This window comes from Flavobacterium flevense (genome assembly GCF_900142775.1).
In the GTDB taxonomy this organism is placed as follows: Bacteria; Bacteroidota; Bacteroidia; order Flavobacteriales; family Flavobacteriaceae; genus Flavobacterium; species Flavobacterium flevense.
The window spans coordinates 55777-80477 of record NZ_FRCC01000001.1; the positions used below are offsets into that span (position 1 = coordinate 55777).

The following is a 24701-nucleotide window of genomic DNA, read 5'->3' on the forward strand; positions in this document are numbered from 1 at the left end:
CGTAAGGACATTAATTTAATATCGTGTATCGAAAATAGTAACTTAAGTCTATTTTCTTAGAATGTTGTGGTACTATTAGCCTGATAAGCATAATTGAAAGTATAGTATTTAGTCGCTTCTGAATTTAATGGATCCGGAGTTGCTGGTGCATCTTTGTAATAGCTTACTATTTCAAATTTTGCATATTTACCGTCATGCGTTTTCACTACAAATACTTTTCCGGCAATAGGTGTAATAAGATGAGAGTTCATATTATAACTGTACCATCCGTTCCCGCTTCCTGTAGGAATGGCATAAGCAGTAGCGGCGTCTTGTTTAAAAGTTGTTGCTTCCGGAAATGTAGTTACAGCTGTAAACGCATTCGAAACAATACTAATTGCCCCTTGCCCCGTTCTTTCAGGTTCCTCAGCATTTTCAGGATTAAATTTACCTCCTCCATTTACTATAATTGTGGTTCCACTAAAAGCAATATCCCATTTATCAGTAGTGACTACTTTATTTTCAGAGAAGCTGAACTTTGTAAATCCGTCTCTTGCTGAAATATTAGTAGCTTTAACTGTTTGAACTGCCGGAATGGTTTCATTATCAGCATTATCATCATCATTACTACAGGATGCTGTAAATACTACTAAAGCTAAAAGTGTCAGTTTTAAAAAATTTGTTTTCATTGTTAAAGGTGTTTAAATAATTGTTGAGTTAAAAATTATATTGAATTCGGGCAAAAATCTGCCTTCCGGCAAGGTTGTTAATCTGATCAGGATTAGTAAAATCAAATACATTATTAGCTCCGGCCTGAAGCATGAATTTGTCTTTTATTTGTTTAGAAATCGATAAGTTAGTCAGGAAATAGCCTTTTACAAATTGATCGTATTTATCCATCACCTGATTGCCATTGGTGTCAAACATTCCGTATTTGCTTCTGTAAAAAACACGTAAATTGATATCTGTTTTCATTCTTGGAATCCGATATAAAAACTTAACATTCGCAGTATGTTTCGAACGATTGAATAATCCAAAATAATCGGATTTACTTATTGCAATGGTTCCTGAACCCGGAGGTCGTACAAACTTGTAACTGTCAAAATCATCAACTACCGATTTATCTTTGGCAATTAAATATTGATATCCCAGCGATACCGTAAAGTCTTTACTAAAATTATAAGTCGAATTATACTCTAATCCATAAGTGAAAATTTCGCTGATATTGGTATAACTAAAAACATTTTGACCATTACTTTTTAAAGCCACCACCTGAGTATCTATTAAATTAGAAATGGAATTATAAAACGCATTTACATCTAATCTGAATTTATTTTTTTTATAAAAAGTTCCAAAGTTGAAATTAATGGCACTTTCAGCTTTCAAAGGTTCGCTAAAATTAATTCCCGAAGTTCTCTCTGCAATTTGCCCCTGCTCTTCTAGTTCTTTCAGGCGGCTTTCGGCAACATTGTATCCTAAAACGGTATAGCCCACAGACGGATTCATAAAATCGAAATACAGCTGACGAAAATCGGGTGCTTTATAACCATATCCTACCGACGCTTTCAAGGAAAAATCGGCTGTTATTTTATAATTAGCTGCTAATTTCGGGCTTAATTGCGAAGCATAAACACTGTGATTGTCATATCTGAAACCCGCAAGTATATTTAATTTTTCTGTTGGATTATAATCATATTGCACAAAAACATATTGCGAATTAAAAACTACGTTGCTGTCAAAATACGTTCGGTCTAAGGTTTCATGATTGAATCCTATTCCTGTTGTTAATTTATTTTCATTTATCGAAAAAGTGGTTCGCACTTCCGGTCTCAAAAGCCATTGATTATAATAAGATTCCTCAAAAAGAACGCTGTTTTCATCGTTTAAAAAAGCATTATTTTTATAGTTTGTAGCATACAATTCATACTCCGAATACCAATAGGAATTCCATTTATGTTCTAACTTAATCTGTGAATTCCATTCCTTTTCTGTTGCATCACCCTGATATTGTTTGGTTTCAATTACTGCTTTGTTATCTATTTTTTGATTATAAAAACGATTACTGACAATCAGTTTTAAATTTTCCGAAAAATCATAATACAATTTGGGCTGGATGGTTGTGTTATGGTATTTTTCAATATTCTTCAACCAGGTACTTTTATCAAAATCATATCCGTCAGATGAATTGTAATTGACAAACACATTCGCCGCAAATTTTTTCTTTTTCCAAAGCAAATTAGCATTGGCATCATTACTGTTAAAAGTGGCATATCGATACGATAAACTCCCCGAAAACAAATCTTTTTGAGGTCTTTTTGTAATTACATTAATCACTCCGCCCATCGCTTCAGAACCATATAATGCCGATGACGCTCCTTTTACAATTTCAATTCTTTCTATATTCCCAACAGAAACTCTTGATAAATCCAAAACTCCCGCAGTTCTCCCTACCAGCGGAACACCATCAATCATAATCATCGTGTAAGCCGCATCCAGACCCTGCATTTGGATACCTTCAAATCCGCTTTCATCCGGAATCAAAATTATCCCGGTTTGCTCGTTTAAAATTTCACTCAATCGGGTTAGTCCTGATTTAACAATTGCCTCTGATGTAATAATTGTCATGGGCAAAGGCAATGATGAAAGCACTCTTTCAGTTCTCGTACCCGTTACCACCACCTCTGCTAATATTTCATCAACAGCGATACTGTCTTTCATTTGTCCGAAAGCGGCACTACAAAAAAACAGACTCATTAATGGTGTAATTCTAAGTTTCATTATTTTTATTTAATCTTAATAATGATGCAAATATATAATTATTTTTATTTGTTCTAAATAAATATTAATATATTTGTCGAAATTTTTAAATCAATAAAAACCGTTATGAAAGCAAGAAAAAGTTATCTAACTGCTGTACTGGCACTTACAGCAAGCCTTGGATTTAGTCAGGAAAATAAGAAACAACAAGACATTCAATCGATAAAATCCATGTGTGGCTGTTATCAAGTCCAATTTAATTTTACTGAAACTTTTCAATACGCTAAGGATAGTGCTAACTACAAACCATCTGCAACCAAACATGAAACGGCTTTAGAATGGGTCGCTTTACTGGAAAATACTCCTAATAAGATCATGTTACAGCATTTATTAATAGCAGGACCGGACATGATTATCAAACACTGGAGACAGGACTGGGTTTATGAAAACACTGATTTATATTCCTTTTATAAAGACAATAGCTGGAAATACAGCAAACTCAATAAAAATGACGTTAAAGGACAATGGACTCAAAAAGTATATCAGGTAGACGACAGTCCGCGATATGAAGGAACCGCTAGCTGGGTTCATGTGGATGGAAAAAACTATTGGGTAAACACTGCCGATGCACCATTACCAAGAAGAGAACATACCAAACGTAATGATTATAATGTGCTCAAAAGAAGAAACATTCATGAGATTACTAAAACAGGATGGAATCATGAGCAGGATAATGCCAAAATTATCCGAGACAATAAAGGAAAAGATGTAGTATTAGCTGAAGAAAAAGGACTGGATATTTACACTAAAGTAGCTGATTCTAAATGTGAGGCAGCCCAAAAATGGTGGGAAGAAAATAAAGCACTCTGGAAAAATGTAAGAACCAAATGGGATGTGGTTTTTGCACAAAACAAAGATCTTAACTTAGAAGAGAAAGTAGATAAAAAAACATTGTACTCGCATTTGTTTAAATTAAAACCAGATGCGCCAAAAACGGAAACCGATGCGATAATTGATCGTTTTCTAAAATAAAATAGTTGAATTTGTGTGTTAGTTTGTTTTGAAAAGAGTCGGTAATCAAGTATTATCGGCTCTTTTCTATATCTGAAAACGCTAATATATATACTACAGAATAAATAAAGACCACAGATAAAACTGATTTAAACAGATAATCACAGATTATAAAATCCGTTTATATCCGTTGTATCGGTCTAATCTGTGGCCTATAATTCGTGCTCCTGAGGTGACTTACATTCGCTCAGGAACATTAATTCCTAACAATCTAAAAGAAGCAGCAATGGTATCGGCTACTTTTTTAGATAACTGAACTCTGAATATTTTAATTTCTAAATCGGCTTCCCCAAGAATTGGTACTGCCTGATAGAAGGAATTGTATTCTTTTACCAAATCATACGTATAATTTGCTAACAATGCCGGACTGTGATTTTGAGCGGCATTCTGGATTACTTCCGGGAATAACTCCAATTGTTTAAGTAATTCTTTTTCTTTTTCGTGCAATGTTTCCACTTTAGCCACATTCGAAAAATCAAAATCAGCTTTTCTTATAATCGATTGAATTCTGGCATACGTATACTGAATAAAGGGTCCTGTATTTCCGGCAAAATCAACTGATTCTTCCGGATTAAACAAAATACGTTTTTTAGGATCTACTTTCAAAATGTAATATTTTAAAGCTCCAAGACCAATTGTTTTGTACAATCTGGCTTTCTCTTCTTCTGAATAACCGTCTAATTTCCCTAATTCTTCCGAGATTTTCTGAGCCGTATCGGTCATTTCCTGCATCAAATCATCCGCATCCACCACAGTTCCTTCACGGGATTTCATTTTGCCCGAAGGCAAATCAACCATTCCATATGAAAGGTGAAATAAATTATCAGCCCAATCAAAACCTAATTTTTTCAGAATTAAGAACAATACTTTAAAATGATAATCCTGCTCATTTCCTACCGTATAAACCATTCCGCCTACATCCGGCATGTCTTTCACACGCTGAATAGCCGTTCCAATATCCTGTGTCATATACACCGCCGTTCCGTCAGAACGCAACACAATTTTTCGATCTAAACCTTCATCAGTCAAATCAATCCAAACCGAACCATCAGGATCTTTTTCGAAGATTCCTTTTTCTAATCCCATTTGGACAACATCTTTCCCTAACAAATAGGTATTGCTTTCGTAATAATAACTGTCGAAATCAACACCCATGCTTTTATAAGTAGCAGCAAATCCATCGTAAACCCATTGGTTCATGGTTTTCCAGAGTTGGATTACTTCTTCATCTCCTGCCTCCCATTTCAATAACATTTCCTGAGCTTCCAGAATAATTGGCGCTTGCTTTTTAGCTTCTTCTTCCGTTTTTCCCTGCGCTATTAACTGGTTAATTTCTTCTTTGTATGCTTTATCAAAAGCCACATAAAAATTCCCCACTAACTTATCGCCTTTTAATCCTGTAGATTCCGGAGTTTGGTCTTTACCAAATTTCTGCCAGGCCAGCATCGACTTACAAATATGAATTCCTCTGTCATTGATGATTTGGGTTTTATATACTTTTTTACCCGAAGCTTTGATAATTTCAGCCACCGAATAACCCAATAAATTATTACGAACGTGCCCTAAATGCAACGGTTTGTTAGTATTAGGCGAAGAATATTCGACCATTACCGCTTTATCATCAGCTTGTGGAGTTACAAAACCATAGTTCTCTTTATCTTTAATTCCGTTAAAGAAATTAAGGTAATGCGTATCTGAAATCACGATGTTCAAAAATCCGGAAACCACATTAAACTTGGCTACCTCAGCAACATTATCTACTAAATAATTTCCTATTTTATTTCCTAATTCCACCGGATTACTTTTAATTACTTTTAATAAAGGAAAAATAACCATGGTAATATCACCCTCAAACTCTTTTCGGGTAGCTTGGAATTCAATTTTTTCAACGGTTACTTCAAAAAGATTTTGAATTGCTTTTGTTATAGATGGTGTAAGAATCTGTTGTAATGACATGTAAACTTTGTTTTTATAGGTTGGCAAAGATAATCCTAATTCATTAATTAGAATAGTAAACACAAAATATATCGCATTCCATTAGCTATTTTAATCATTATCATAATAAAATGCTAAGAAAACCTCCATCAGCTGAAAAGTTTTTACTTTTGCCTTATGTTAGCTACAATTAGAAAAAACAAATATCTTCACTTATTTTGTGCTTTTATGGCATTCTATCTGCTCAATTGCAGCGTTGACGCCAGCGACATAACTCCTAATTATATTCCCGAAAATTTAAATTTTAACGAACAGGAATCCGTCATCGAAATTATTGTCGAAAAGGTTTTAGGTTTTGAAAATGCCATCCCCGAAAATGAAGATCCCGACAGTGAAAATTATGGATTTTTCAAAAAAACAATTTCAGTTACCTATTATATCCTGCCTGATTTTGACTGTAAGCTTAAAGAAATTACATTCGATAAAAATTCTGTAAATTTTGAATTTCAGAAAACCAATATTCTAAAACCTTATTTCGAAATTCACTCTCCTCCTCCTGAAGTTTAGTTTGTTTTTTTTAGTTTTTATTCGATTTTGTTTCTTTTTCAAGAAACAGAACACATTTTACATATCACAAAATCAAACAATTAAACATGGAGAAAAATAGTTTAAAAACAGCTTTTTTCACAACAATTACGCTGTTGTGGATGGCTCAAAACACCCAAGCTCAAACAGAAAAAAAGCAAAAAAACAGTATTATTGACAGTCTTTATATCCAGGAAACAGAAAACAAATACCAGCGTGCTAAGGTCTTACATGCCGAACCGCTTTACATTGATTTAATACGGGATCTTGGTGCCCGAAAAGGAGAAAGAGAATGGAATGTAGGTCTTGGACTTACCGATAAAAACAAATACGACGAATATATAGCCTTAGTTGAATACGAATGGGCTCCTATTGACCGATTAGGATTTGAAGTCGAATTGCCTTTTTCTTTTTATCCTTCAGCCCATAATGCTACTACTCCGGATAGTAAATTAAATGGATTAAAATTAGCCACTCAGTATTCCTTTTTTGTATCCGAAAAGTTAAAAACATCAATGGCTGTCGGGTATATTCACGAATTTGGTCTCAATTCTTTTAACAACTATAGCAATGAAAAATTATTTACCGGAAACACTTACAATCCGTTTTTTATAGTTGCTAAACGCTGGGGAAACAATTTTCACACGCTTCTATATACCGGTCCGGCCATAGAACATCATTCTGAAACTAATGCTACCCATACTTCATGGCAAATCAACAGCAATTTTCATTATATGATTCCCGGAACTAAAAATTTTATTGGTATCGAATGCAACAAGGAAATACAAACCAAAGATTTTGACATGACCATAAGGCCTCAAATGAGAGTAGCAGTTGCCGAAAACCTTTTAATAGGTATCGTTACAGGAATTCCTGTTAATAGAGAAAACGAGCGATTTAGTTCTTTCTTGCGATTAATTTACGAACCCAAACACTAAAGAAAAAACCCCAATTTTTGAAAAACTCAAAATTGGGGTCTTTTTTACATAAAAAAATCTCTCCCATCTCCCATCTTCTATCTTCTAACTTCCCACTTCCATCTTCCCTCTTCTATCTTCTGCCTCCCATCTTCCTACTTCCATCTTCCCACTTCTAACTTCTAACCTCTAACTTCTAACCTCTAACTTCTAACATCCCTCAACCTACCATTTAATAATAGCACTAGCCCAGGTAAATCCGCTTCCAAAAGCCGCTAAAACTACCGTATCTCCTGATTTTATTTTGCCTTTTTCCCAGGCTTCCGTTAAGGCAATAGGTACTGAAGCTGCTGTAGTATTTCCGTATTTTTGAATATTATTATAAACCTGATTGTCATTCAATCCAAATTTTTGCTGGATAAATTGAGAAATTCTCAAATTAGCCTGATGCGGAATCAGCATATCAATATCGGAAACTGTCAGATTATTGGCTTCTAAACCTTCATGAATGACTTCAGCAAAACGAACTACCGCATTTTTAAAGACAAATTGTCCGTTCATGTGGGGAAAATAACTTTCGTCATTCGGATCGTTATCGGCAACAATATCCGAAACCCAGCGTCCGCCCATTCCCGGTGCTGTTAAGGCTAATTCTTCGGCATGAATTCCTTCGGAGTGTAAGTGTGTCGAAAGAATTCCTTTAGTCAGATCTTCTTCACGACTCAACACCGCTGCTCCTGCTCCATCACCAAAAATCACTGAAACATTGCGTCCGCGTGTGGTCATGTCTAATCCTGAGGAATGCACTTCGGATCCTATAACCAAAATATTCTTGTACATCCCTGTTTTTATATATTGATCCGCAACAGATAAAGCATACACAAAACCGGAACATTGATTGCGAACATCTAAGGCTCCCACAGTGCGTAATCCCAGTTCTTTTTGTACCAAAACACCTGGTCCAGGAAAATAATAATCCGGACTTAGCGTAGCAAAAACAATAAAATCAATATCCATTTTATCAATACCGGCGCGTTCAATTGCAACTCTGGCCGCTTTAACTCCCATTGTAGTGGTAGTATCTTCGCCTTTTATAATATGCCTGCGTTCCTGAATTCCGGTTCTTTCCTGAATCCATTGATCATTAGTATCGATAATTTTTGACAAATCGTCATTAGTAACTACATTAGAAGGCACATAGAAACCTAAACCTGAAATTTTTGAATGATACATATTTTAGTTTTTAATAACATCTATTATAAATATAATAAAAAAAAACCAGTCGAAACAACTGGTTTACTTACAGGATATTTACTTTTAAAAAACTTAACACAACCTGAGCGACTAATATTGTCTCTTGATTATGCTGTTTGATCTTCTATAATGGCATCCGGTGCATTTTTCTTAACGGATTCAATTCCATTTTCACGAGCTGCAACCGACTCATACATTTCGCTATTCCCAATAATCTGATTATTACCGGCTTTTAAATTAAAATAATGTTTTCCATTTGAGGATTCTTTTCGCTCAAACCGACCATCATCCTGAGCATTTTTTCTAACCGATTCAATTCCGTTCTCACAACCAGCCTTAGTCGAATAACCTTCGCTTGCTAAAATTGTCTGACCATTACCAGCTTTCAAATTAAACTGAAACTCCCCATTAACTCTTTTTGTAACCAGATATTTCCCCATTGTATTTAAAATTTTAAATTTATAATCTGCATTTCAACAACTTAACTAAAATAATAAAAAAACGAATACAAATTTGTAGAATTTAATTAATAAAACTGTAGAATTATAATTAACAAATCTTCAAATTAACTTCCTGATTAAATTCCAAGGGAGATTCATGTTCGAAAAAAATTACTTTTCGATCAAAAACAGCTTTGATAAGATAATGACTTCCTTTAAAATAAGATTGTTTCACAATAACATTCATCAAACCGTTTTCGGCAACTTTTAACTGATGGGGATAGAGTAACACCATCTCGTCATCGCCATCAACAGCAACAAGTTGGGATAATTTGAGTTCGTTTACTTCCCCAAAAAGTGAAGCAACATATTTATTGATAGGATTATTATATAAATTATAGGAATCGGCTTTATCGACCATTTTTCCGTTTTGTAACACAATAGTTTCATCGGCAAAAGAAAGCGCATCGGTACTATCGTGAGTGGCAACAATAACCGTAATTCCCTGTGCTTTTAAGTATGCAAACAAATTACGTCTCAGCGCATTTTTCCTGAAATTATCAATGTGACTAAAAGGTTCGTCCAGCAATAAAACTTCCGGTTCTAAGGCTAAAACTCTTGCCAAAGCCACACGTTGCTGCTGACCACCGCTAAGGTATTTGGCTTTAACATCAGCAAACTCGGTCATTTCGACAATTTCCAATAATTCCTGAATACGGGCTTTTTTCTTATCCGGAAAAATATTCGATAAATATTTACCCACATTCTCCGCTACCGTAATATAAGGCATCAGATCAAAATCCTGTGACAAATATTTCATAAAAGGCATTCCGGGAACCAAATTAAAACTGGTTCCTAAAACCTCCGTGTCATTCCAAAAAATATGTCCTTCGTCCAAATCATACAATCCGTAAATCAGTTTGAGCAACGTACTTTTTCCGCAACCGCTTTCGCCAATTACAGCTATATTTTGTGCTTTTTCTACAGTGAAATGAATGTTTTGAACCACTGGTTTTTCGGTATAACCAAAGGAGATATTTTGAACTTGGAGCATTTTAAAAGAATGTTTTTTTTGGAAACGCAAAGATAGATTCTTTGGTATAAAAAAACATGAAATTTAGAAAATATCTTAAAAAATACAGCTCAAATAGTAACCGCAAATTCCGCAAATTTTCACCAATTTATTTGCGGGAATTTGCGGAATTTGTGGTTAAAATAAAAATAGCAAAATAGATACTGTGTTCTAAAAATTCACAGAAAATGAAGAATCTGCTAAAATCTGTTTAATCTGCGTGCTTTTTATTATTTATAGAAGCAAAAAAAAAGTCGTTCCGAAAAACCGGAACGACCTTATAATTATTTTAAAAAAAGCGAAGAATTAGTTTCCTGCTTCTTTTTCTGCATCAGCTTTCATTTTTTCATTAGCCACAATCGCAAACTCTACACGACGGTTTTGAGCTCTTCCATCTACAGTACCATTATCAGCAATTGGGTCAGCAATTCCCATTCCCTGAATAGTAAATCTACTAGAAGAAATTCCTTTGCTTACCAAATAGTTTTTAACCGAAGCAGCACGATCACCTGAAAGTTTCAGGTTGTAATCAGCAGGACCAGTACTGTCAGTATAACCAAAAATAGTAATATCAGTATCCGGATATTCGTTAAAAACAGCCACTAATTTGTCAAGATTTGTTTTTGCAGCAGCAGTTAAACTGGATTTATTAGTATCAAAACGCACCGCATTTTCATTTAAAACTAATTGGATTCCTTCACCTACTCTTTTAACCTCAGCACCTGGAATTGCCTGATCAATTTGTCTGGCCTGTTTGTCCATTTTGTTACCAATAACACCACCGGCAACACCACCTACAACTCCACCAATAACAGCTCCCATAGCACCTTTTCCACCTTTTCCAAGGTTATTTCCTAAAATCCCTCCAAGAATAGCTCCTCCGGCAGTCCCAATAGCAGCTCCTCTTTGTGTTTTATTAGTGTTTTTTATTGCTTCACAGCTTGTCAATACAGAACCGGCAATCATTATTATAGCTAATGCTAATACAGATATATTTTTCATATTTATGTCTTTTAAATTTAGTTACTCTTAATTAGTTTACACGTTGAAATTGGTACACAACATTGGTTAATTTTCCTCCCACATCAATTTTGTCAATCAATTGAAAAGAGCTGTCTGTTAAATTAGACACACCAAGAACGTAACCATCTCTTACTTTTTTAGCTTTTTCTCCGGCATCTAAAATTTTCAATACAAACTCTCCGTTAGAATTTACAAACCATGTAATAGGTGAGCTAAAAACAGGACAGTCATACTTAGTCAAAGCCATTTCTCCTTTATTGTTGTTAGAAACAAATTTCCAGGTACTTCCTTCAAAGCATTTTGAATCTGCCAGTTGAAAAGAATTTACTTTAATGTATTCTGATCCCGGATAAGAAACAGAACTAATTACCCAATTTCCTTTAATCCCCGTCTGAATCCCTCTATCTAATTTAGTAGCGGTTACTGAAGATGTTTTGCAAGAAAATAATGCCAGCGAAAGCGCTGCAACTAAAAATATTTTTTTCATCGTTTCTCATTTTAATATTAAACGTAGTACAAATATACAATGCATTTGAGTTACAACATTTCAAAATTCAACATTTTTCTATCAAAATTCACTGTTAAGACAATTTGTCATCTTATATTGAATTGGTACTTTATTTGAATAGCCTGAAGCTGATTGTAAAACACTCTAAAAATTTTAAATATGACAACTGGAAAAATTAACGTTTCGGTGGAAAATATCTTTCCGCTAATCAAAAAGTTCTTATACAACGATCACGAGATCTTTTTACGTGAATTAATTTCGAATGGAACAGATGCAACATTAAAATTAAAACACCTGACTAATATTGGCGAAGCCAAAGTAGAATATGGCAGCCCAATACTGGAGGTTAAAGTTGACAAAGAAGGTAAAAAACTGCACATTATCGATCAGGGAATCGGGATGACAGCTGAAGAAGTTGAAAAATACATCAACCAACTGGCTTTTTCAGGTGCTGAAGAATTCTTAGAAAAATACAAAGACACCGCTAAAGATTCCGGAATTATAGGACATTTTGGTCTTGGTTTCTACTCCGCTTTTATGGTAGCTTCTAAGGTGGAAATTATCACTAAATCCTACAAAGACGAACCGGCAGCCCACTGGGTTTGCGACGGAAGTCCTGAGTTCTCCTTAGAACCGGCTGACAAAACGACTCGTGGAACTGAAATCATTCTGCACATTGCCGAAGATTCTTTAGAGTTCCTGGAAGAATTTAAAATCAAAGAATTGCTGAACAAATACAACAAGTTCATGCCTATTCCGATTAAATTTGGAACTAAAACAGAAACTTTACCTAAACCGGAAGATGCTCCTGAGGATTATGTAAACGAAACAGTTGAAGTTGACAACATCATCAACAACCCAAACCCGGCATGGACCAAACAACCGGCTGACTTAAACGAAGAAGATTACAAAACCTTCTACCACGAATTGTATCCAATGCAATTTGAAGAGCCTTTATTCAACATTCACCTGAATGTAGATTATCCGTTTAACCTGACCGGAATCTTGTATTTCCCTAAATTAGGTACGGATATGCAAATCCAGAAAGACAAAATCCAATTGTACCAAAATCAGGTTTTTGTTACTGATAATGTAGAAGGAATTGTTCCTGAATTCCTGATGATGCTTCGCGGAGTTGTGGATTCTCCGGATATTCCTTTGAATGTTTCCCGTTCCGGATTGCAGGCTGATGGCGCAGTGAAGAAAATTTCGAACTACATCACCCGTAAAGTTGCTGATAAACTAAAATCGTTGTTCAACGAAAACAGAGCCGATTTTGAAGCCAAATGGAACGACATCAAAATCGTTCTGGAATACGGAATGCTATCTGAAGATAAATTCTATGAAAAAGCAGGTGCTTTTGTATTATACCCAACCGTTGACGACAAATACTTTACACTTGACGAATTAAAAGAAAACCTAAAAGAAAAGCAAACTGACAAAGACGGTAAACTGGTTATTTTATACGCAGGAAACAAAGAAGCACAACACGCTTACATCGAAATTGCAAAAGAAAAAGGATACGAAGTATTGCTTTTAGACTCGCCAATTATCTCGCATCTAATGCAAAAATTAGAGTCGGACAACAAAGATTTGACTTTCGTACGTGTCGATTCAGATCACATTGACAACCTGATCAAGAAAGAAGAAACCACTATTTCTAAACTTTCTGATGAAGAAAAAGAAAGCTTAAAAACATCTTTAGAAACCTATATTCCAAAAACCTATACCGTACAATTGGAATCAATGGACAGTCAGGCAGCGCCATTTATCATCACGCAACCGGAATTTATGCGAAGAATGAAAGAAATGAGCCAGACCGGCGGTGGTGGAATGTTCGGGATGGGCAACATGCCGGAAATGTACAATTTAGTAGTAAATACTAATGCGCCTTTAGTATCCTCAATCCTGGCTACCGAAGACAAAACAGCTCAGGAAAGCCTTGTAAAACAAGCCTTAGACTTAGCTAAACTATCACAAAACTTACTTAAAGGAGAAGCTTTAACAGCTTTTGTAAAACGTAGTTTTGAGTTGATTAAATAGTATCCTCCCCTAACCCCTCCGAAGGAAGGGAACTGAAACCTGCTGGTGCAAACTGGCAGGTTTTTTTGTTTTAGGAGCAGAAGGATTGGGTTTCCATAAGAACTTCTGTCCTGCTATTCGCTGCAATCTTTGCTATTGGTTAGCACCATAGCAAAGGATTTCCACTACTATCAGGGCTAGCAAGTTTGTTTTATTTCCAAAAGATATTTTGTAAGAATATTTTAATATATTTGAAAAAAAACATTGCATATAAGATGTCGATTTAGATAAAAACAGACTTAGTAGTAACTTTCACTTAGCATATATATATCAAAAAATGAAAACATACAAAATTAAATCATTTACAGATTTTTTAGATCACATCGAAATAATTGAATTAATGGATTACGATATTAATCTATTTCGAGGGCAGTCAAAAAATAACGCTTTACTTCCATCAATATGCAGAGAAAAGCCAACCTTTGATTCAACAGAGGTTGAAAGGAAAATGCTTGAGGATTTTAAAAGGCGTTCTCCTCTACTTATATCGAAAAAATTTGAGAGTGATTGGGAATGGCTAGTTTACGCACAGCATTATGGATTAAAAACTAGATTATTGGATTGGACAAGCAATCCATTAGTGGCATTATGGTTTGCTTGCCAAAACCAGTATGAATTAAAAAATAATTCCTATTTATATATCCTATCTTGTGATGAAAATTTACAAGTCAATTTAGTAGAGAATCAATCCCCTTTTGAAAGTTCACATACAAAAATTTTGAGGCCAACACTAAATAATGAGCGAATAATTGCTCAATCCGGATGGTTTACAGCACACAAATATTCAAATAAGGCTAATAAATTTGTGACATTAGAAACTAATAAATCAATAAAAACCAATTTGAAAGAAATCGAAATTCCTGCAGATATAAAAAAAGATATTCTTAATAAACTATCAATATTTGGTATTAATAGTAGAACTATTTTCCCTGATGTGAATGGCTTGAGTATGCATTTGAACTGGAAGTATCTAATTAAATAGTAATAAACCAGATAGCTGATTTGTAATCCAACAAAGAGGAACAACTTTGTCGAGTTACTGGATGAGATCCTTCCTTCGTCAGGATGACAAAATTGCAAGTATAAATGTTCTTAATACGTTCTTTTACAGAAACCAGATAGGGCTGATTTGTAATCCCACAAAGAGGAGCAACTTTGTCGAGTTACTGGATGAGATTGCTTCGTTCCTCGCAATGACACACTTGGCGGCTAAGTCATTGCGAGCGATAGCGAAGCAATCTCACTAAAAAGAGTAAATCTAGTCGCTAAAATGCAATTATATCAATAAACTAAAAAAGATGAAACCAGGATTTGTGTATATCATTACTAATAAATACCAAACGGTAGTTTATGTGGGTGTCACATCAAATCTTCCACAAAGAATTATAGAACATAAAAACAAGAAACATCCAACATCATTTTCAGCCAGATACGATGTCAGCATATTAGTTTACTATGAGCAATTTCAATGGATTGAAGATGCAATAGCTCGCGAAAAACAAATAAAAGCAGGTTCAAGAGCTGCCAAAAACAAATTGATTCAATCTATCAATCCCCCATGGAAAGATTTATTTGATGAGATTAGAAACATAATGACTGAATAATAATTAGTTGTAAATTTAAAATCTATGACTATAACGATGAGCAACTTTGTAGATTCATTAAGTGAGATTGCTTCGTTCCTCGCAATGACTACATTGTGGATATAAATACTAAAAACCATGCACGAAACACCAACACTTTATTTTAAAAACGCTTCCGAATGGAGAGCCTGGCTGCATGAAAACCATAGCCGTTACAAGGCGGTGCATTTGATTTTTTATAAAGTAGCACACGAAGCCGAAAGTATGCGTTGGGAAGAAGCCGTGAAAGTGGCTATTTGTTATGGCTGGATTGATTCTACGGTTAGAAAACTGGATAAAGACCGAAGACAACAACTCTTTACACCCAGAAAAGACAAAAGCATTTGGAGTAAAATAAACAAAGGCTACATCGAAGATTTAATTGCTGCCAACCTAATGCATGAAAGTGGATTGAAAAAAATCGAAACCGCTAAAAAAAATGGTTCCTGGGAAAGTCTGGATGCCGTAGAAAACTTAGAAATCCCGGAAGATTTACAACATGCTTTTGCTCAAAATCCGGTTGCTTTTTCTAATTATGAAAACTTCAGTAAATCCTATAAAAAAAGTTATTTATACTGGTTAAACCAAGCCAAACGTCCAGAAACAAGACAGGCTAGAATTAATCAAATCATCGATTTATGCGAACGGAATTGTAAAATGAGATAAAATTATATATAGCTGTCACACTGAGCTTGTCGAAGTGCTTTTTAAAATATAAAGATGTCTTGGACTCCCGAAGCTTCGGGACAGACTGACATTACAAAACAACTACAACCATGAAAAAGAACTTATCACCATCAGAATCTGAAGAACTTTTAAAAATACTAAAAGACCGTTTTGAAAAAAACACTAATCGTCACCAAGGATTAGAATGGAATAAAGTGTTAGCTAAACTGGAAGCGAATCCTGAGAAACTATGGTCGCTGAACGAAATGGAACAAACAGGCGGCGAACCTGATGTTGTACATTTTGATAAAAATACCAACGAATATACTTTTTACGATTGTTCTGCCGAAAGTCCTAAAGGTCGCAGAAGTCTTTGTTATGACCGTCAGGCACTGGATGCAAGAAAAGAAAACAAACCCAAAAACAGCGTTATGGATTTAGCCACCACTATGGGAATTACTCTTTTATCAGAAGAACAATATAGGGAGTTGCAAAAACTAGGCAATTTCGATACAAAAACATCCAGCTGGATTGAAACTCCTGCTGACATCCGGAAATTAGGCGGTGCTATCTTTGCTGATTTCCGTTACGGAAACGTGTTTGTCTATCACAACGGCGCGGAATCCTATTATGCAGCCCGAGGATTTCGTGGCGCTTTAAAACTTTAATTATCCAACATTTTTACAATTAATACCAACAATTATGATGTATACATTAATCGGAATGAGTTTGCTTTTTATTGCTATCGGATTCATTGTCAACGTAAACAATGCCAAATACCTGCTTGCGGGTTACAACACGATGAGCAAAGCAGAACAAGATCAGGTAGATCTAAAAACCTATATTACTTATTTTCGAAAATTCCATCTCTTTTTAGGTTTTTCATTTTTCTTAATTGGGATTCTGTTAAAGTATTTGCTTAGCGAAAATGCTGTTGTAATCTTCATTGGAGTTTATCCTATTGCAGCCTACATCTATTTTATTGCTACGAGTGCCAAATATTTTAAAGCTAAAAAAAATAAAGTTGGGGTTTTTCTTCTGGCAATAGGTTTGATTTTCATTGTTGTGATGTTTATCCGTGATTTTAAAGAAACTAAACTCATTTTAAATTCAAATTCAATTGAATTCAAAGGAGATTATGGAGAAACTGTGCCATTTGAAAAAATAAAAAACATTCAATTAGTTGATGAGAAACCAAGAATTGTCCAAAGAATCAATGGATTTTCTGCCGGAACAATTAAAAAGGGCATTTACAAAACCGATACAAGTGAAAAAGTAAAACTGATTATAAATGCTGAGAACAAACCTTATATTCTGATAACCAAACTTGATGGAAAGAAAATTTATTATTCCGCCAAAGAAGCATCAAACGAACAATTGTTTCAAAAAATTAAGAATATTTCCAATAAATAAAATCAATTATCGTTGTACCAGAATAAAACTTCAATTGCATTAAACCTTTTTATTTATTTAACATCTTAAACAGCAACAATCTGAAATAAACCACAAAACAACTAAATCCTGCCAGCCATGAATCGCAACTCACTTTGGTCACTTCGATTAGGATTTTCAAATCAGCAGGCAGCTGCTATTGAAAAAATGGGCATTTCTAAATTTCTGGATGCTTCATTCCAAATAAATTTTGATGCTACTGTACCTGATTTTTTAAAAGACAGTCCTAAAACAACAGCCGATTTTAAAGAACGCAGAGAAAAAAGCAAAGATTTAAGCACAGAACAAAAGAGAGCACTTAAGAAAGAGTTTCAAAAACAGGAAGGAAATACTTCTATAGAAATGAAATCCTGGTGGATTGATAAAATGAGACACAGTGATTATCCGCTACAGGAAAAAATGACTGTGTTTTTACACAATCATTTTGTGGCCACTTATCAAAAAGTCAATATAAATCACTGGATTTTCGAACACAATCAACTGCTTCGCAAACATGCATTTGGGAATCTCAGAGAATTGACTAAAGCTGTTTTAAAAAGCAATGCCATGTTGCGTTATTTAGATAATAACGATAATAGAAAAGGCAAAATCAACGAAAATCTAAGCAGAGAATTACTGGAACTTTTCACCCTTGGTATAGGCAATTACAGCGAAGAAGACATAAAAAACGGAGCAAAAGCATTAGCAGGATTAAGCACGGGAGACAATGGTGGTTTTTACAGGGAGAAAATCGCTGATGATTCTGAAATCACTTATTTTGGTAAAAAAGGACATTTTAAATCGGATGCTATTGTGGATATCATTTTCGAACAAAAAAACAGCCCTTACCTTTTTACAAGAAAAATTCTGCAATGGTTTATTTACGATACACCAAGCGAGGAATTAGTGCGTTATTATGGTGATTATTTCAGGAAAAAAGACTTTGAGATAAAACCTTTATTAGAAAAAATTTTTACCGAAGAATTTGACAGAGATACAGCGGGTTCAAAAATCAAAAACCCATTAGAATATAACCTGCAATTACTTTCAGAGTTGCACATCCAGCCTAAAACCAACCGGCCTATAGTTGCTTTTATAAAAAGTCAGGGAATGGATTTATTCAATCAGCCCAATGTAAAAGGCTGGGAAGGCGGAAAATCATGGCTGACCTCCCAGATTTATTTGCAACGTAATAATCTGGCTGATTTATATTGCAGCGGAAGAGAGAACTTCAACCAGAAAGTGGTCGCCAATATGATGATGATGGACGAAAATCAAAATGCAAATCGTCCTGCCGGCAGAAAAACAACCCTCAATTTAGACTGGAATAAAGGCACAAACAAAACGATTATAGGTGAATTATCCCAGAGATTATTGTTTCAGACCGATAGTGAAAGTCAAAAAGATTTTGAAAAAATATTAAAATATGATTTTGATTCGAATGCCCCAAATGCAGAACAAGCCGTTGTAAGACTCTTTAATGCCATGGTAAAAGAACCTGAATTTCAATTAATTTAAAGCCACCTTCTAATAATACCGATTATGAACAGAAGAAATTTTCTATCGCTTACAGGAACATTAACAGGGGGAACCTTGTTGCTTCCTAATTTTTTGTTTTCTTATGGTTCCCAAAAAAACCTGATTATTGGAGAACAATGTTTGGTTTTTGTGCAATTGAATGGCGGAAATGACGGTCTGAATACTTTTATACCTTTTGACGACCCTTTGTATTATGATTTACGTCCAAAAATTGCGCTTTCAAAAGAAGAGGTTATATCAAAAACCAAAGGCATGGGGTTCCATCCTGCGTTAAAAGGATTTGCTCAAATGCAGCAAAATGGTGATTTATCGGTAATTCAAAATGTGGGGTATCCGGAACCCAATCGTTCGCATTTCAGAAGTCAGGAAATTTGGCAAACTGCCTCCGATTCTAACAAATACATCAATGAAGGATGGCTGGGTCGTTACCTTGATTTACAATGTACCACCCATACCCCAACGGCGGGTATTAACATTGATACGATTGATAATTTATCACTAAAAGGAGACAGTCCAAATTCGATTACAGTAAAGGATCCCAACCGCTTTAAGATAAAAAACGTCAAAGAAGAAACAGGAGTACTCTCTGAGAATTCTTCGTTGGATTTTGTTCGAAAAGTAGCCAATTCTGTTCTGGAAGGCTCCGAAGAAATTCAGAAAGCCTTAACCAAATCAACCACCGAAAGCAGCTATCCTAAAACGGCACTGGGCAAAAATCTGGAATGGATTGCCCGATTAGTAAAAGGAAACCTGAATTCGAAAGTCTATTATACTTCTCAGGGCGGATACGACACTCATGACAATCAGTTAGTGATTCAAAAAAATAAATTCACGGAACTGGATGGTGCTATTTATAGTTTTTATCAGGATTTAAAACAAGCCAATTTACTTCAAAATGTAACTATCGTTGTTTTCTCCGAATTTGGACGAAGAGTAAAAGATAACGGTAATGGAACTGATCACGGAACTGCCGCTCCTATGTTTATCATTGGCGGACAAAATCAGGGAAAAGTAATAGGTAACAACCCCAATCTTGCTGATTTAACACAAGGTGATTTAAAATACCAAATTGATTTTAGATCCGTTTATGCCAGCTTACTGAAAGAAAAAATGCAGTTTGACTACACTAAAATCGGAATAAAAAATCCTGCTTTATCGGGATTATTTTAGCAGCCTGATGCAAACTCTTTCCATTAAAAACAACTATAACTATAAGCACATCGATTTTATCTATCTCTATTTTTGAATATAATCCAAGCTTAGCCCTACTTTTGCAAGTTCAAAAAAGGCAAGATGATTAAAAACAAAACGTTAAAAGGGGTTGTATTAGTAGCATTAGGAGCCAGTAGTTATGGCATGCTGGCAACATTTGTAAAAATAGCTTATCAGCAAGGGTACACCACCGCTGAAGTGAGTGGTTCCCAATTTTCGTTAGGACTTTTGGGGGTGTTTTTTTTAACTCTTCTTCGAAAAATAAAAAAAGACACAAACGAAATTAAAATTTCAAGAAAACAGATTAGCCAACTTATTCTGGCCGGAACCTCGATGGGCTTTACCAGTGTGTTTTACTATCTATCTGTGAGATATGTTCCTGTTTCTATTGGTATCGTATTGCTAATGCAAACGGTATGGATGGGTGTTTTGACAGAAATGCTTTTAGACAGAAAAAAACCTTCGTTACAAAAAATAATTTCGGTAGTAATTACACTTATAGGAACTGTTCTGGCAACTAACTTACTGAGCAGCAAGCTCACATTAGACTGGCGCGGATTTTTTTGGGGAATATTAGCTGCGGCTGCATTTACTACTACTATGTTTAGTGCTAACAGAATAGCCACCGAAATTTCTTCTCTAAAACGTAGTTTGTTTATGCTTATTGGCGGAACAGTAATAGTAGTTATTTTTGCACTTATTACCCAAAATACTCCTTTTAACTTTTCTATTTTTGCCAAATGGGGGATCATTTTAGCTTTGTTTGGAACCATAATTCCGCCCTTACTACTCACTAGTGGTTTTCCTCTTACCGGAATTGGATTAGGCAGTATTGTTTCGGCATTGGAATTGCCTGTTTCCGTTGCTATGGCTTATTTTTTATTATCCGAAAAAGTAAATGCCCTCCAATGGTTTGGGATATTTTTAATAATTATGGCAATAGTCTTAATGAATATTCGCTTAAAAAAGAGCCAATAGCATATTTTTTCTAAAAAAAAACGATATTCAATAGTGCCTGATCCGTCAATTTCAATAAATTCGTATTAAACATTTCTTAAATATGAATTTATCCTGGCATCTCTGTATCATGATTTTACTCTATCTGGCAACAGGATGCAATCATTTTGTAAGTCCCCGAATGTATCTCAAAATCATTCCCCCTTATTTTCCAAATCCCAAATTACTTAACCAACTTGTAGGAGCTGCCGAAATATTTTTAGGTTTATTATTGTTGTTTCCCAGCACTAAAAATTATGCTGCCTGGGGAATTATCGCATTGTTAATAGCTGTTTTCCCTGCAAATCTTTTTATGCTGCAAAACCCGAAAGCCAGTTTTGGTATTCCTAAATGGATTTTATTATTGCGTTTGCCTTTCCAGATAGTTCTTATTTGGTGGGCATATCAATACACATTTTAACAAGTAACCATTAAAATTATTTATTATGAAAAAATTTTTCGCAGAATTATTCGGAACGTATTGGTTGGTTTTTGGCGGTTGCGGTAGTGCTGTTTTTGCTGCCGGAATACCTGATTTAGGAATTGGTTTTGCAGGCGTAGCCTTAGCATTTGGTTTAACCGTTTTAACAATGGCTTATGCTGTGGGGCATATTTCCGGTGGGCATTTTAATCCGGCTGTCTCTTTTGGACTCTGGGCTGGAGGGCGTTTTTCGGCTAAAGAATTAATTCCATATCTGGTTGCTCAATGTATTGGTGCTATTGCTGCTGCAGCCACTTTGTACAATATTGCATCAGGAAAAGCAGAATTTGTAATCGATAATACTCAGGCTGGAGCATTTGCGTCTAATGGTTATGGGGCATTTTCTCCCGGCGGTTATTCGTTAGGGGCTTGTTTCATTGCCGAATTTGTGTTGACACTATTCTTTTTATTAATAATTTTAGGAGCGACAGACAGGTTTGCTAATGGAAAATTTGCCGGAATAGCCATTGGTTTAGGACTCACTTTGATTCATTTAATCAGTATCCCCATCACCAATACTTCGGTAAATCCTGCACGTTCCTTGTCACAAGCCTTATTTGTTGGAGGAGAACCGCTGAGCCAGATTTGGCTATTTTGGCTTGCGCCAATAGCAGGAGCAATAGCTGCCGGTTTTATTTACAAACTACTTTTGCAAACCCATGACGAAGCTTAACAATAAGTTTATCCTAATTTATTTAAAAAGAGCCTAATAATCACTAAAATAAAAGCGAATTACTCAAAAAAGGAGGTCTTTTTTAAGGCTCAAATTCAGAGTTCAAAAAAAGTAACAAAAAAAACTACGGAAGCTGTGAAGTGATTATTTTTTTTATTAATATTGATAAGTATTACAAAATCATTTTTTAATTAAAAAAACTATTTAGAATTAATTTTCACGTGATGAAAAAGAGTAACCGTAAAGAACTGAACTGGGAACAAACTGAAAAACTTGTTACTTTAGCCTTAGAGGAAAAAAATCCTTTTGAAATTATAAAAAAAGAGTTTGGGTTGGCTGAAAAAGAAGTTCTGGAAATCATGAAAAAAAAGATGCCTCTGGAAAAATATGAGATGTGGAAAAAGAAGGCTACAGCAACGAAACCTAAACCTAAACCTCTTAAAATCGATGATTTTGATGATGAATTAGACGGAAAGTATTATATTAAAAATAAATTAGACTAATTTTTTAAAAAACACTCTTAATCATGAGTGTTTTTTTATATCATATTTGTCTGTAATAATCAGGGCAAAAAACGCTTGTAAAATATCCTTAAAATGAAAAGAATAATACTGGCATTTGTATTGACTTCAATGCTTTGGAGTTGCAAATCAATCAATCAAACAGCAAAAGAACAAGTAATTCAGGCAACAATTAATCTGACAGAAGTTAAAAACGATCAGGTTTTAGTTACTGTAAATGCACCGCGTGTTACAACTGAAGCAATTATTTACCGTATTCCAAAAACGGTTCCCGGGACTTATTCCGAAGATAATTACGGAAAATATGTGGAGGATTTAAAAGCTTATGATAAAAAAGGAAGGTTATTAGCCGTAAAAAAATTAGATGAAAATTCCTGGAGTATCAGTAAAGCAACTGCTTTGAGTAAAATCACTTACTTAGTCAATGATACATTTGATATCGAAAAAGGAACCGGTTTTGGGAAAGACGATGTGTTCTCCCCTGCGGGTTCTAATATTGATGCAGCCCAAAATTTCATGATCAATACGCATTGTTTTATTGGTTATTTTGATAATTTCATGGCCACACCCTACCAGCTGATTGTTAACCATCCGGCTACTTTATGGGGCAGTACTTCAATGACCGATCTGGACGAAAGCACAACAAATGATATTTTTAAGACATCCCGTTATGCCGAACTGGTAGAAAACCCGATCATGTATTCTAAACCGGATTACACCACTTTTAATGTTGACGGAATGGATATTCAAATCAGCGTTTATTCACCATCAGGAAAATATACTGCCGAAAGTATTACTCCTGAAATGAAAACCATGATGACAGCGCAAAAAAAATTCTTAGGAAAAATTAATGCAACTAAAAAATATACTGTTCTTTTATATTTATCCAATATGAAAGAAGATGATGCACACGGTTTTGGTGCATTAGAGCATCCTACTGCCACTACTGTTGTACTGCCTGAGATAATGGAAAAAGAAGAATTAACGAAGTCGATGATGGATGTTGTTTCTCATGAATTTTTTCATATTCTAACTCCGTTGACTATTCATTCTAAAGAGATTCAGTATTTCGATTATAATAATCCAAAAATGTCCGAGCATTTATGGATGTATGAAGGAATCACTGAATATTTTGCTAATCTTTTCCAAATCAACCAGAATTTAATTCCGGAAGAAGATTTTTACAATAGAATTGCCGAAAAAATCGAGGAAGCCAAAACCTTGAACGACACCATGTCCTTTACAAAAATGAGTGCTAATGTACTGGAGCAGACTTATAAAGATCAATATCTGAATGTATATCAAAAAGGTACTTTGATAGGAATGTGTATCGACATCATCATCAGAGAAAAAAGCAACGGACAAAGAGGAATTCTGGATTTAATGCAAAAATTATCCAATGAATATGGTGTTTCAAAACCTTTCAATGACAACGAATTATTTGATAAAATCACCGCATTCACGTATCCTGAAGTGGGTGAATTTTTAAAAACACATGTGGCAGGAACCACTCCTGTTCCGTATGATTTTTATTTAGCCAAAGTAGGATTAAAACAGTCCACTAAACAGGTTCCTGCATCGGTTTTTATTAAAGATAAAACGACTCCTTATGTTACCGTAAATCCGGATAATAATGAAATAAGTATAATTCCGAACAGCGAATTAAATCCGTTTTTCAACAATCTGGGATTAAAAGGCGGCGATGTCATTTTAGAAATCAACCAGATTGCTTATTCCTATCCAAATATTTATGACATGATAAATGCCAGTGATAAATGGAAAGAAAACGACGCTATTGAGGTAAAAATCAAACGATTTGGAAAAGAACAACTGATAAAAGGCACTGTAAAATTACCATATCAGGAAAAGCTGCATATTGAAGCCACTGATTCCTCAAAAAAACAGCTAAAAGAAGCCTGGCTAAAAGGATAACTAAC

General features: G+C 34.9%; 24 protein-coding genes. 16 read left to right on the top strand and 8 right to left on the bottom strand.

All coding sequences use genetic code 11. The features are described from left to right. Positions 1-56 precede the first annotated feature (56 nt). Entirely contained in the window at positions 57-668 is a 612-nt protein-coding gene (locus BUB89_RS00270) for an HmuY family protein (protein WP_073240707.1), read from the bottom strand. A gap of 28 nt (positions 669-696) precedes the next feature. Then, positions 697-2757, bottom strand: coding sequence for a TonB-dependent receptor plug domain-containing protein (locus tag BUB89_RS00275; RefSeq protein WP_073240709.1), 2061 nt, complete (start codon positions 2755-2757; stop codon positions 697-699). Positions 2758-2862: 105 nt separating this feature from the next. Between BUB89_RS00275 and BUB89_RS00280 the strand changes: the two genes are divergently transcribed. Next, complete coding sequence (locus BUB89_RS00280; RefSeq protein ID WP_073240711.1) at positions 2863-3768, top strand: DUF6607 family protein; 906 nt, start codon at positions 2863-2865, stop codon at positions 3766-3768. Positions 3769-3984: 216 nt separating this feature from the next. On the opposite strand, the gene argS is transcribed toward BUB89_RS00280, so the two are convergent. Further along, positions 3985-5763: an arginine--tRNA ligase gene (gene argS, locus BUB89_RS00285; protein WP_073240714.1), complete on the bottom strand. Its 1779-nt coding sequence runs from the start codon at positions 5761-5763 to the stop codon at positions 3985-3987. Between the two features lie 207 nt (positions 5764-5970). Between argS and BUB89_RS00290 the strand changes: the two genes are divergently transcribed. Together BUB89_RS00290 and BUB89_RS00295 are read left to right on the top strand one after the other, a co-directional pair. Continuing rightward, positions 5971-6309, top strand: coding sequence for a hypothetical protein (locus tag BUB89_RS00290; RefSeq protein ID WP_141384421.1), 339 nt, complete (start codon positions 5971-5973; stop codon positions 6307-6309). Between the two features lie 140 nt (positions 6310-6449). Beyond that, on the top strand, positions 6450-7265 hold the full coding sequence (locus BUB89_RS00295; RefSeq protein WP_073241796.1) for an HAEPLYID family protein: 816 nt from the start codon (positions 6450-6452) through the stop codon (positions 7263-7265). 204 nt (positions 7266-7469) lie between these two features. Here BUB89_RS00295 and BUB89_RS00300 read toward each other — a convergent pair whose 3' ends face one another. The 5 genes from BUB89_RS00300 to BUB89_RS00320 form a co-directional block, all read right to left on the bottom strand. After that, the gene (locus BUB89_RS00300) at positions 7470-8477 is read right to left on the bottom strand and encodes a 3-oxoacyl-ACP synthase III family protein (RefSeq protein ID WP_073240718.1); all 1008 of its coding nucleotides are present in this window, start codon (positions 8475-8477) and stop codon (positions 7470-7472) included. Positions 8478-8605: 128 nt separating this feature from the next. Further along, entirely contained in the window at positions 8606-8938 is a 333-nt protein-coding gene (locus BUB89_RS00305) for a YegP family protein (RefSeq protein WP_073240720.1), read from the bottom strand. Positions 8939-9047: 109 nt separating this feature from the next. Then, positions 9048-9992 carry an ABC transporter ATP-binding protein gene (locus BUB89_RS00310; protein ID WP_073240722.1) on the bottom strand — a complete coding sequence of 315 codons (945 nt, stop codon included), beginning with the start codon at positions 9990-9992 and terminating at the stop codon, positions 9048-9050. Between the two features lie 324 nt (positions 9993-10316). After that, positions 10317-11012: a YiaD family glycine zipper/OmpA-like lipoprotein gene (locus BUB89_RS00315; protein ID WP_073240724.1), complete on the bottom strand. Its 696-nt coding sequence runs from the start codon at positions 11010-11012 to the stop codon at positions 10317-10319. 31 nt (positions 11013-11043) lie between these two features. Next, positions 11044-11520: a lipocalin family protein gene (locus BUB89_RS00320; protein WP_073240727.1), complete on the bottom strand. Its 477-nt coding sequence runs from the start codon at positions 11518-11520 to the stop codon at positions 11044-11046. Between the two features lie 180 nt (positions 11521-11700). Between BUB89_RS00320 and htpG the strand changes: the two genes are divergently transcribed. The 13 genes from htpG to BUB89_RS00385 all read left to right on the top strand — a co-directional run bounded on the left by htpG (position 11701) and on the right by BUB89_RS00385 (position 24696). Next, positions 11701-13584, top strand: a complete 1884-nt coding sequence (gene htpG, locus BUB89_RS00325; RefSeq protein WP_073240729.1) for a molecular chaperone HtpG — start codon at positions 11701-11703, stop codon at positions 13582-13584. A 316-nt stretch (positions 13585-13900) separates the two neighbouring features. Then, positions 13901-14605, top strand: coding sequence for an FRG domain-containing protein (locus tag BUB89_RS00330; protein WP_073240731.1), 705 nt, complete (start codon positions 13901-13903; stop codon positions 14603-14605). Positions 14606-14921: 316 nt separating this feature from the next. After that, entirely contained in the window at positions 14922-15227 is a 306-nt protein-coding gene (locus BUB89_RS00335; protein ID WP_073240733.1) for a GIY-YIG nuclease family protein, read from the top strand. Between the two features lie 117 nt (positions 15228-15344). Next, a complete protein-coding gene (locus BUB89_RS00340) occupies positions 15345-15911 on the top strand; it encodes a YdeI/OmpD-associated family protein (RefSeq protein WP_141384418.1) in 567 nt (188 codons plus the stop codon). Between the two features lie 110 nt (positions 15912-16021). After that, the gene (locus BUB89_RS00345; RefSeq protein ID WP_073240737.1) at positions 16022-16579 is read left to right on the top strand and encodes a DUF4256 domain-containing protein; all 558 of its coding nucleotides are present in this window, start codon (positions 16022-16024) and stop codon (positions 16577-16579) included. A 34-nt stretch (positions 16580-16613) separates the two neighbouring features. Continuing rightward, positions 16614-17324, top strand: a complete 711-nt coding sequence (locus BUB89_RS00350; protein WP_083552389.1) for a DUF3784 domain-containing protein — start codon at positions 16614-16616, stop codon at positions 17322-17324. A 117-nt stretch (positions 17325-17441) separates the two neighbouring features. Further along, on the top strand, positions 17442-18860 hold the full coding sequence (locus BUB89_RS00355) for a DUF1800 domain-containing protein (RefSeq protein ID WP_073240741.1): 1419 nt from the start codon (positions 17442-17444) through the stop codon (positions 18858-18860). A 24-nt stretch (positions 18861-18884) separates the two neighbouring features. Then, positions 18885-20051 (top strand): DUF1501 domain-containing protein, encoded by a 1167-nt coding sequence (locus BUB89_RS00360; protein WP_073240743.1) that lies wholly within the window; start codon positions 18885-18887, stop codon positions 20049-20051. A 123-nt stretch (positions 20052-20174) separates the two neighbouring features. Further along, the gene (locus tag BUB89_RS00365) at positions 20175-21071 is read left to right on the top strand and encodes an EamA family transporter (RefSeq protein ID WP_073240745.1); all 897 of its coding nucleotides are present in this window, start codon (positions 20175-20177) and stop codon (positions 21069-21071) included. Positions 21072-21153: 82 nt separating this feature from the next. Continuing rightward, a complete protein-coding gene (locus tag BUB89_RS00370; protein ID WP_073240747.1) occupies positions 21154-21510 on the top strand; it encodes a DoxX family protein in 357 nt (118 codons plus the stop codon). Positions 21511-21535: 25 nt separating this feature from the next. Then, the gene (aqpZ, locus tag BUB89_RS00375) at positions 21536-22243 is read left to right on the top strand and encodes an aquaporin Z (protein ID WP_073240749.1); all 708 of its coding nucleotides are present in this window, start codon (positions 21536-21538) and stop codon (positions 22241-22243) included. Positions 22244-22467: 224 nt separating this feature from the next. Continuing rightward, entirely contained in the window at positions 22468-22746 is a 279-nt protein-coding gene (locus BUB89_RS00380) for a DUF2805 domain-containing protein (RefSeq protein WP_073240751.1), read from the top strand. Positions 22747-22839: 93 nt separating this feature from the next. Then, on the top strand, positions 22840-24696 hold the full coding sequence (locus tag BUB89_RS00385) for a M61 family metallopeptidase (protein ID WP_073240753.1): 1857 nt from the start codon (positions 22840-22842) through the stop codon (positions 24694-24696). The last annotated feature ends 5 nt before the right edge of the window (positions 24697-24701 follow it).

What these genes read in the sequence shown, in the direction of transcription:
- BUB89_RS00360 (WP_073240743.1), top strand. Translation starts at nt 18,885, where the DNA reads ATGAACAGAAGAAATTTTCTATCGCTTACAGGAACATTAACAGGGGGA.
- BUB89_RS00295 (WP_073241796.1), top strand. Translation starts at nt 6,450, where the DNA reads ATGGCTCAAAACACCCAAGCTCAAACAGAAAAAAAGCAAAAAAACAGT.
- BUB89_RS00280 (WP_073240711.1), top strand. Translation starts at nt 2,863, where the DNA reads ATGAAAGCAAGAAAAAGTTATCTAACTGCTGTACTGGCACTTACAGCA.
- htpG (WP_073240729.1), top strand. Translation starts at nt 11,701, where the DNA reads ATGACAACTGGAAAAATTAACGTTTCGGTGGAAAATATCTTTCCGCTA.
- BUB89_RS00305 (WP_073240720.1), bottom strand. Translation starts at nt 8,938, where the DNA reads ATGGGGAAATATCTGGTTACAAAAAGAGTTAATGGGGAGTTTCAGTTT.
- BUB89_RS00330 (WP_073240731.1), top strand. Translation starts at nt 13,901, where the DNA reads ATGAAAACATACAAAATTAAATCATTTACAGATTTTTTAGATCACATC.
- BUB89_RS00365 (WP_073240745.1), top strand. Translation starts at nt 20,175, where the DNA reads ATGATTAAAAACAAAACGTTAAAAGGGGTTGTATTAGTAGCATTAGGA.
- aqpZ (WP_073240749.1), top strand. Translation starts at nt 21,536, where the DNA reads ATGAAAAAATTTTTCGCAGAATTATTCGGAACGTATTGGTTGGTTTTT.
- BUB89_RS00290 (WP_141384421.1), top strand. Translation starts at nt 5,971, where the DNA reads ATGGCATTCTATCTGCTCAATTGCAGCGTTGACGCCAGCGACATAACT.
- BUB89_RS00355 (WP_073240741.1), top strand. Translation starts at nt 17,442, where the DNA reads ATGAATCGCAACTCACTTTGGTCACTTCGATTAGGATTTTCAAATCAG.
- argS (WP_073240714.1), bottom strand. Translation starts at nt 5,763, where the DNA reads ATGTCATTACAACAGATTCTTACACCATCTATAACAAAAGCAATTCAA.
- BUB89_RS00350 (WP_083552389.1), top strand. Translation starts at nt 16,614, where the DNA reads ATGATGTATACATTAATCGGAATGAGTTTGCTTTTTATTGCTATCGGA.
- BUB89_RS00385 (WP_073240753.1), top strand. Translation starts at nt 22,840, where the DNA reads ATGAAAAGAATAATACTGGCATTTGTATTGACTTCAATGCTTTGGAGT.
- BUB89_RS00335 (WP_073240733.1), top strand. Translation starts at nt 14,922, where the DNA reads ATGAAACCAGGATTTGTGTATATCATTACTAATAAATACCAAACGGTA.
- BUB89_RS00380 (WP_073240751.1), top strand. Translation starts at nt 22,468, where the DNA reads ATGAAAAAGAGTAACCGTAAAGAACTGAACTGGGAACAAACTGAAAAA.
- BUB89_RS00275 (WP_073240709.1), bottom strand. Translation starts at nt 2,757, where the DNA reads ATGAAACTTAGAATTACACCATTAATGAGTCTGTTTTTTTGTAGTGCC.
- BUB89_RS00320 (WP_073240727.1), bottom strand. Translation starts at nt 11,520, where the DNA reads ATGAAAAAAATATTTTTAGTTGCAGCGCTTTCGCTGGCATTATTTTCT.
- BUB89_RS00270 (WP_073240707.1), bottom strand. Translation starts at nt 668, where the DNA reads ATGAAAACAAATTTTTTAAAACTGACACTTTTAGCTTTAGTAGTATTT.
- BUB89_RS00310 (WP_073240722.1), bottom strand. Translation starts at nt 9,992, where the DNA reads ATGCTCCAAGTTCAAAATATCTCCTTTGGTTATACCGAAAAACCAGTG.
- BUB89_RS00300 (WP_073240718.1), bottom strand. Translation starts at nt 8,477, where the DNA reads ATGTATCATTCAAAAATTTCAGGTTTAGGTTTCTATGTGCCTTCTAAT.
- BUB89_RS00370 (WP_073240747.1), top strand. Translation starts at nt 21,154, where the DNA reads ATGAATTTATCCTGGCATCTCTGTATCATGATTTTACTCTATCTGGCA.
- BUB89_RS00340 (WP_141384418.1), top strand. Translation starts at nt 15,345, where the DNA reads ATGCACGAAACACCAACACTTTATTTTAAAAACGCTTCCGAATGGAGA.
- BUB89_RS00315 (WP_073240724.1), bottom strand. Translation starts at nt 11,012, where the DNA reads ATGAAAAATATATCTGTATTAGCATTAGCTATAATAATGATTGCCGGT.
- BUB89_RS00345 (WP_073240737.1), top strand. Translation starts at nt 16,022, where the DNA reads ATGAAAAAGAACTTATCACCATCAGAATCTGAAGAACTTTTAAAAATA.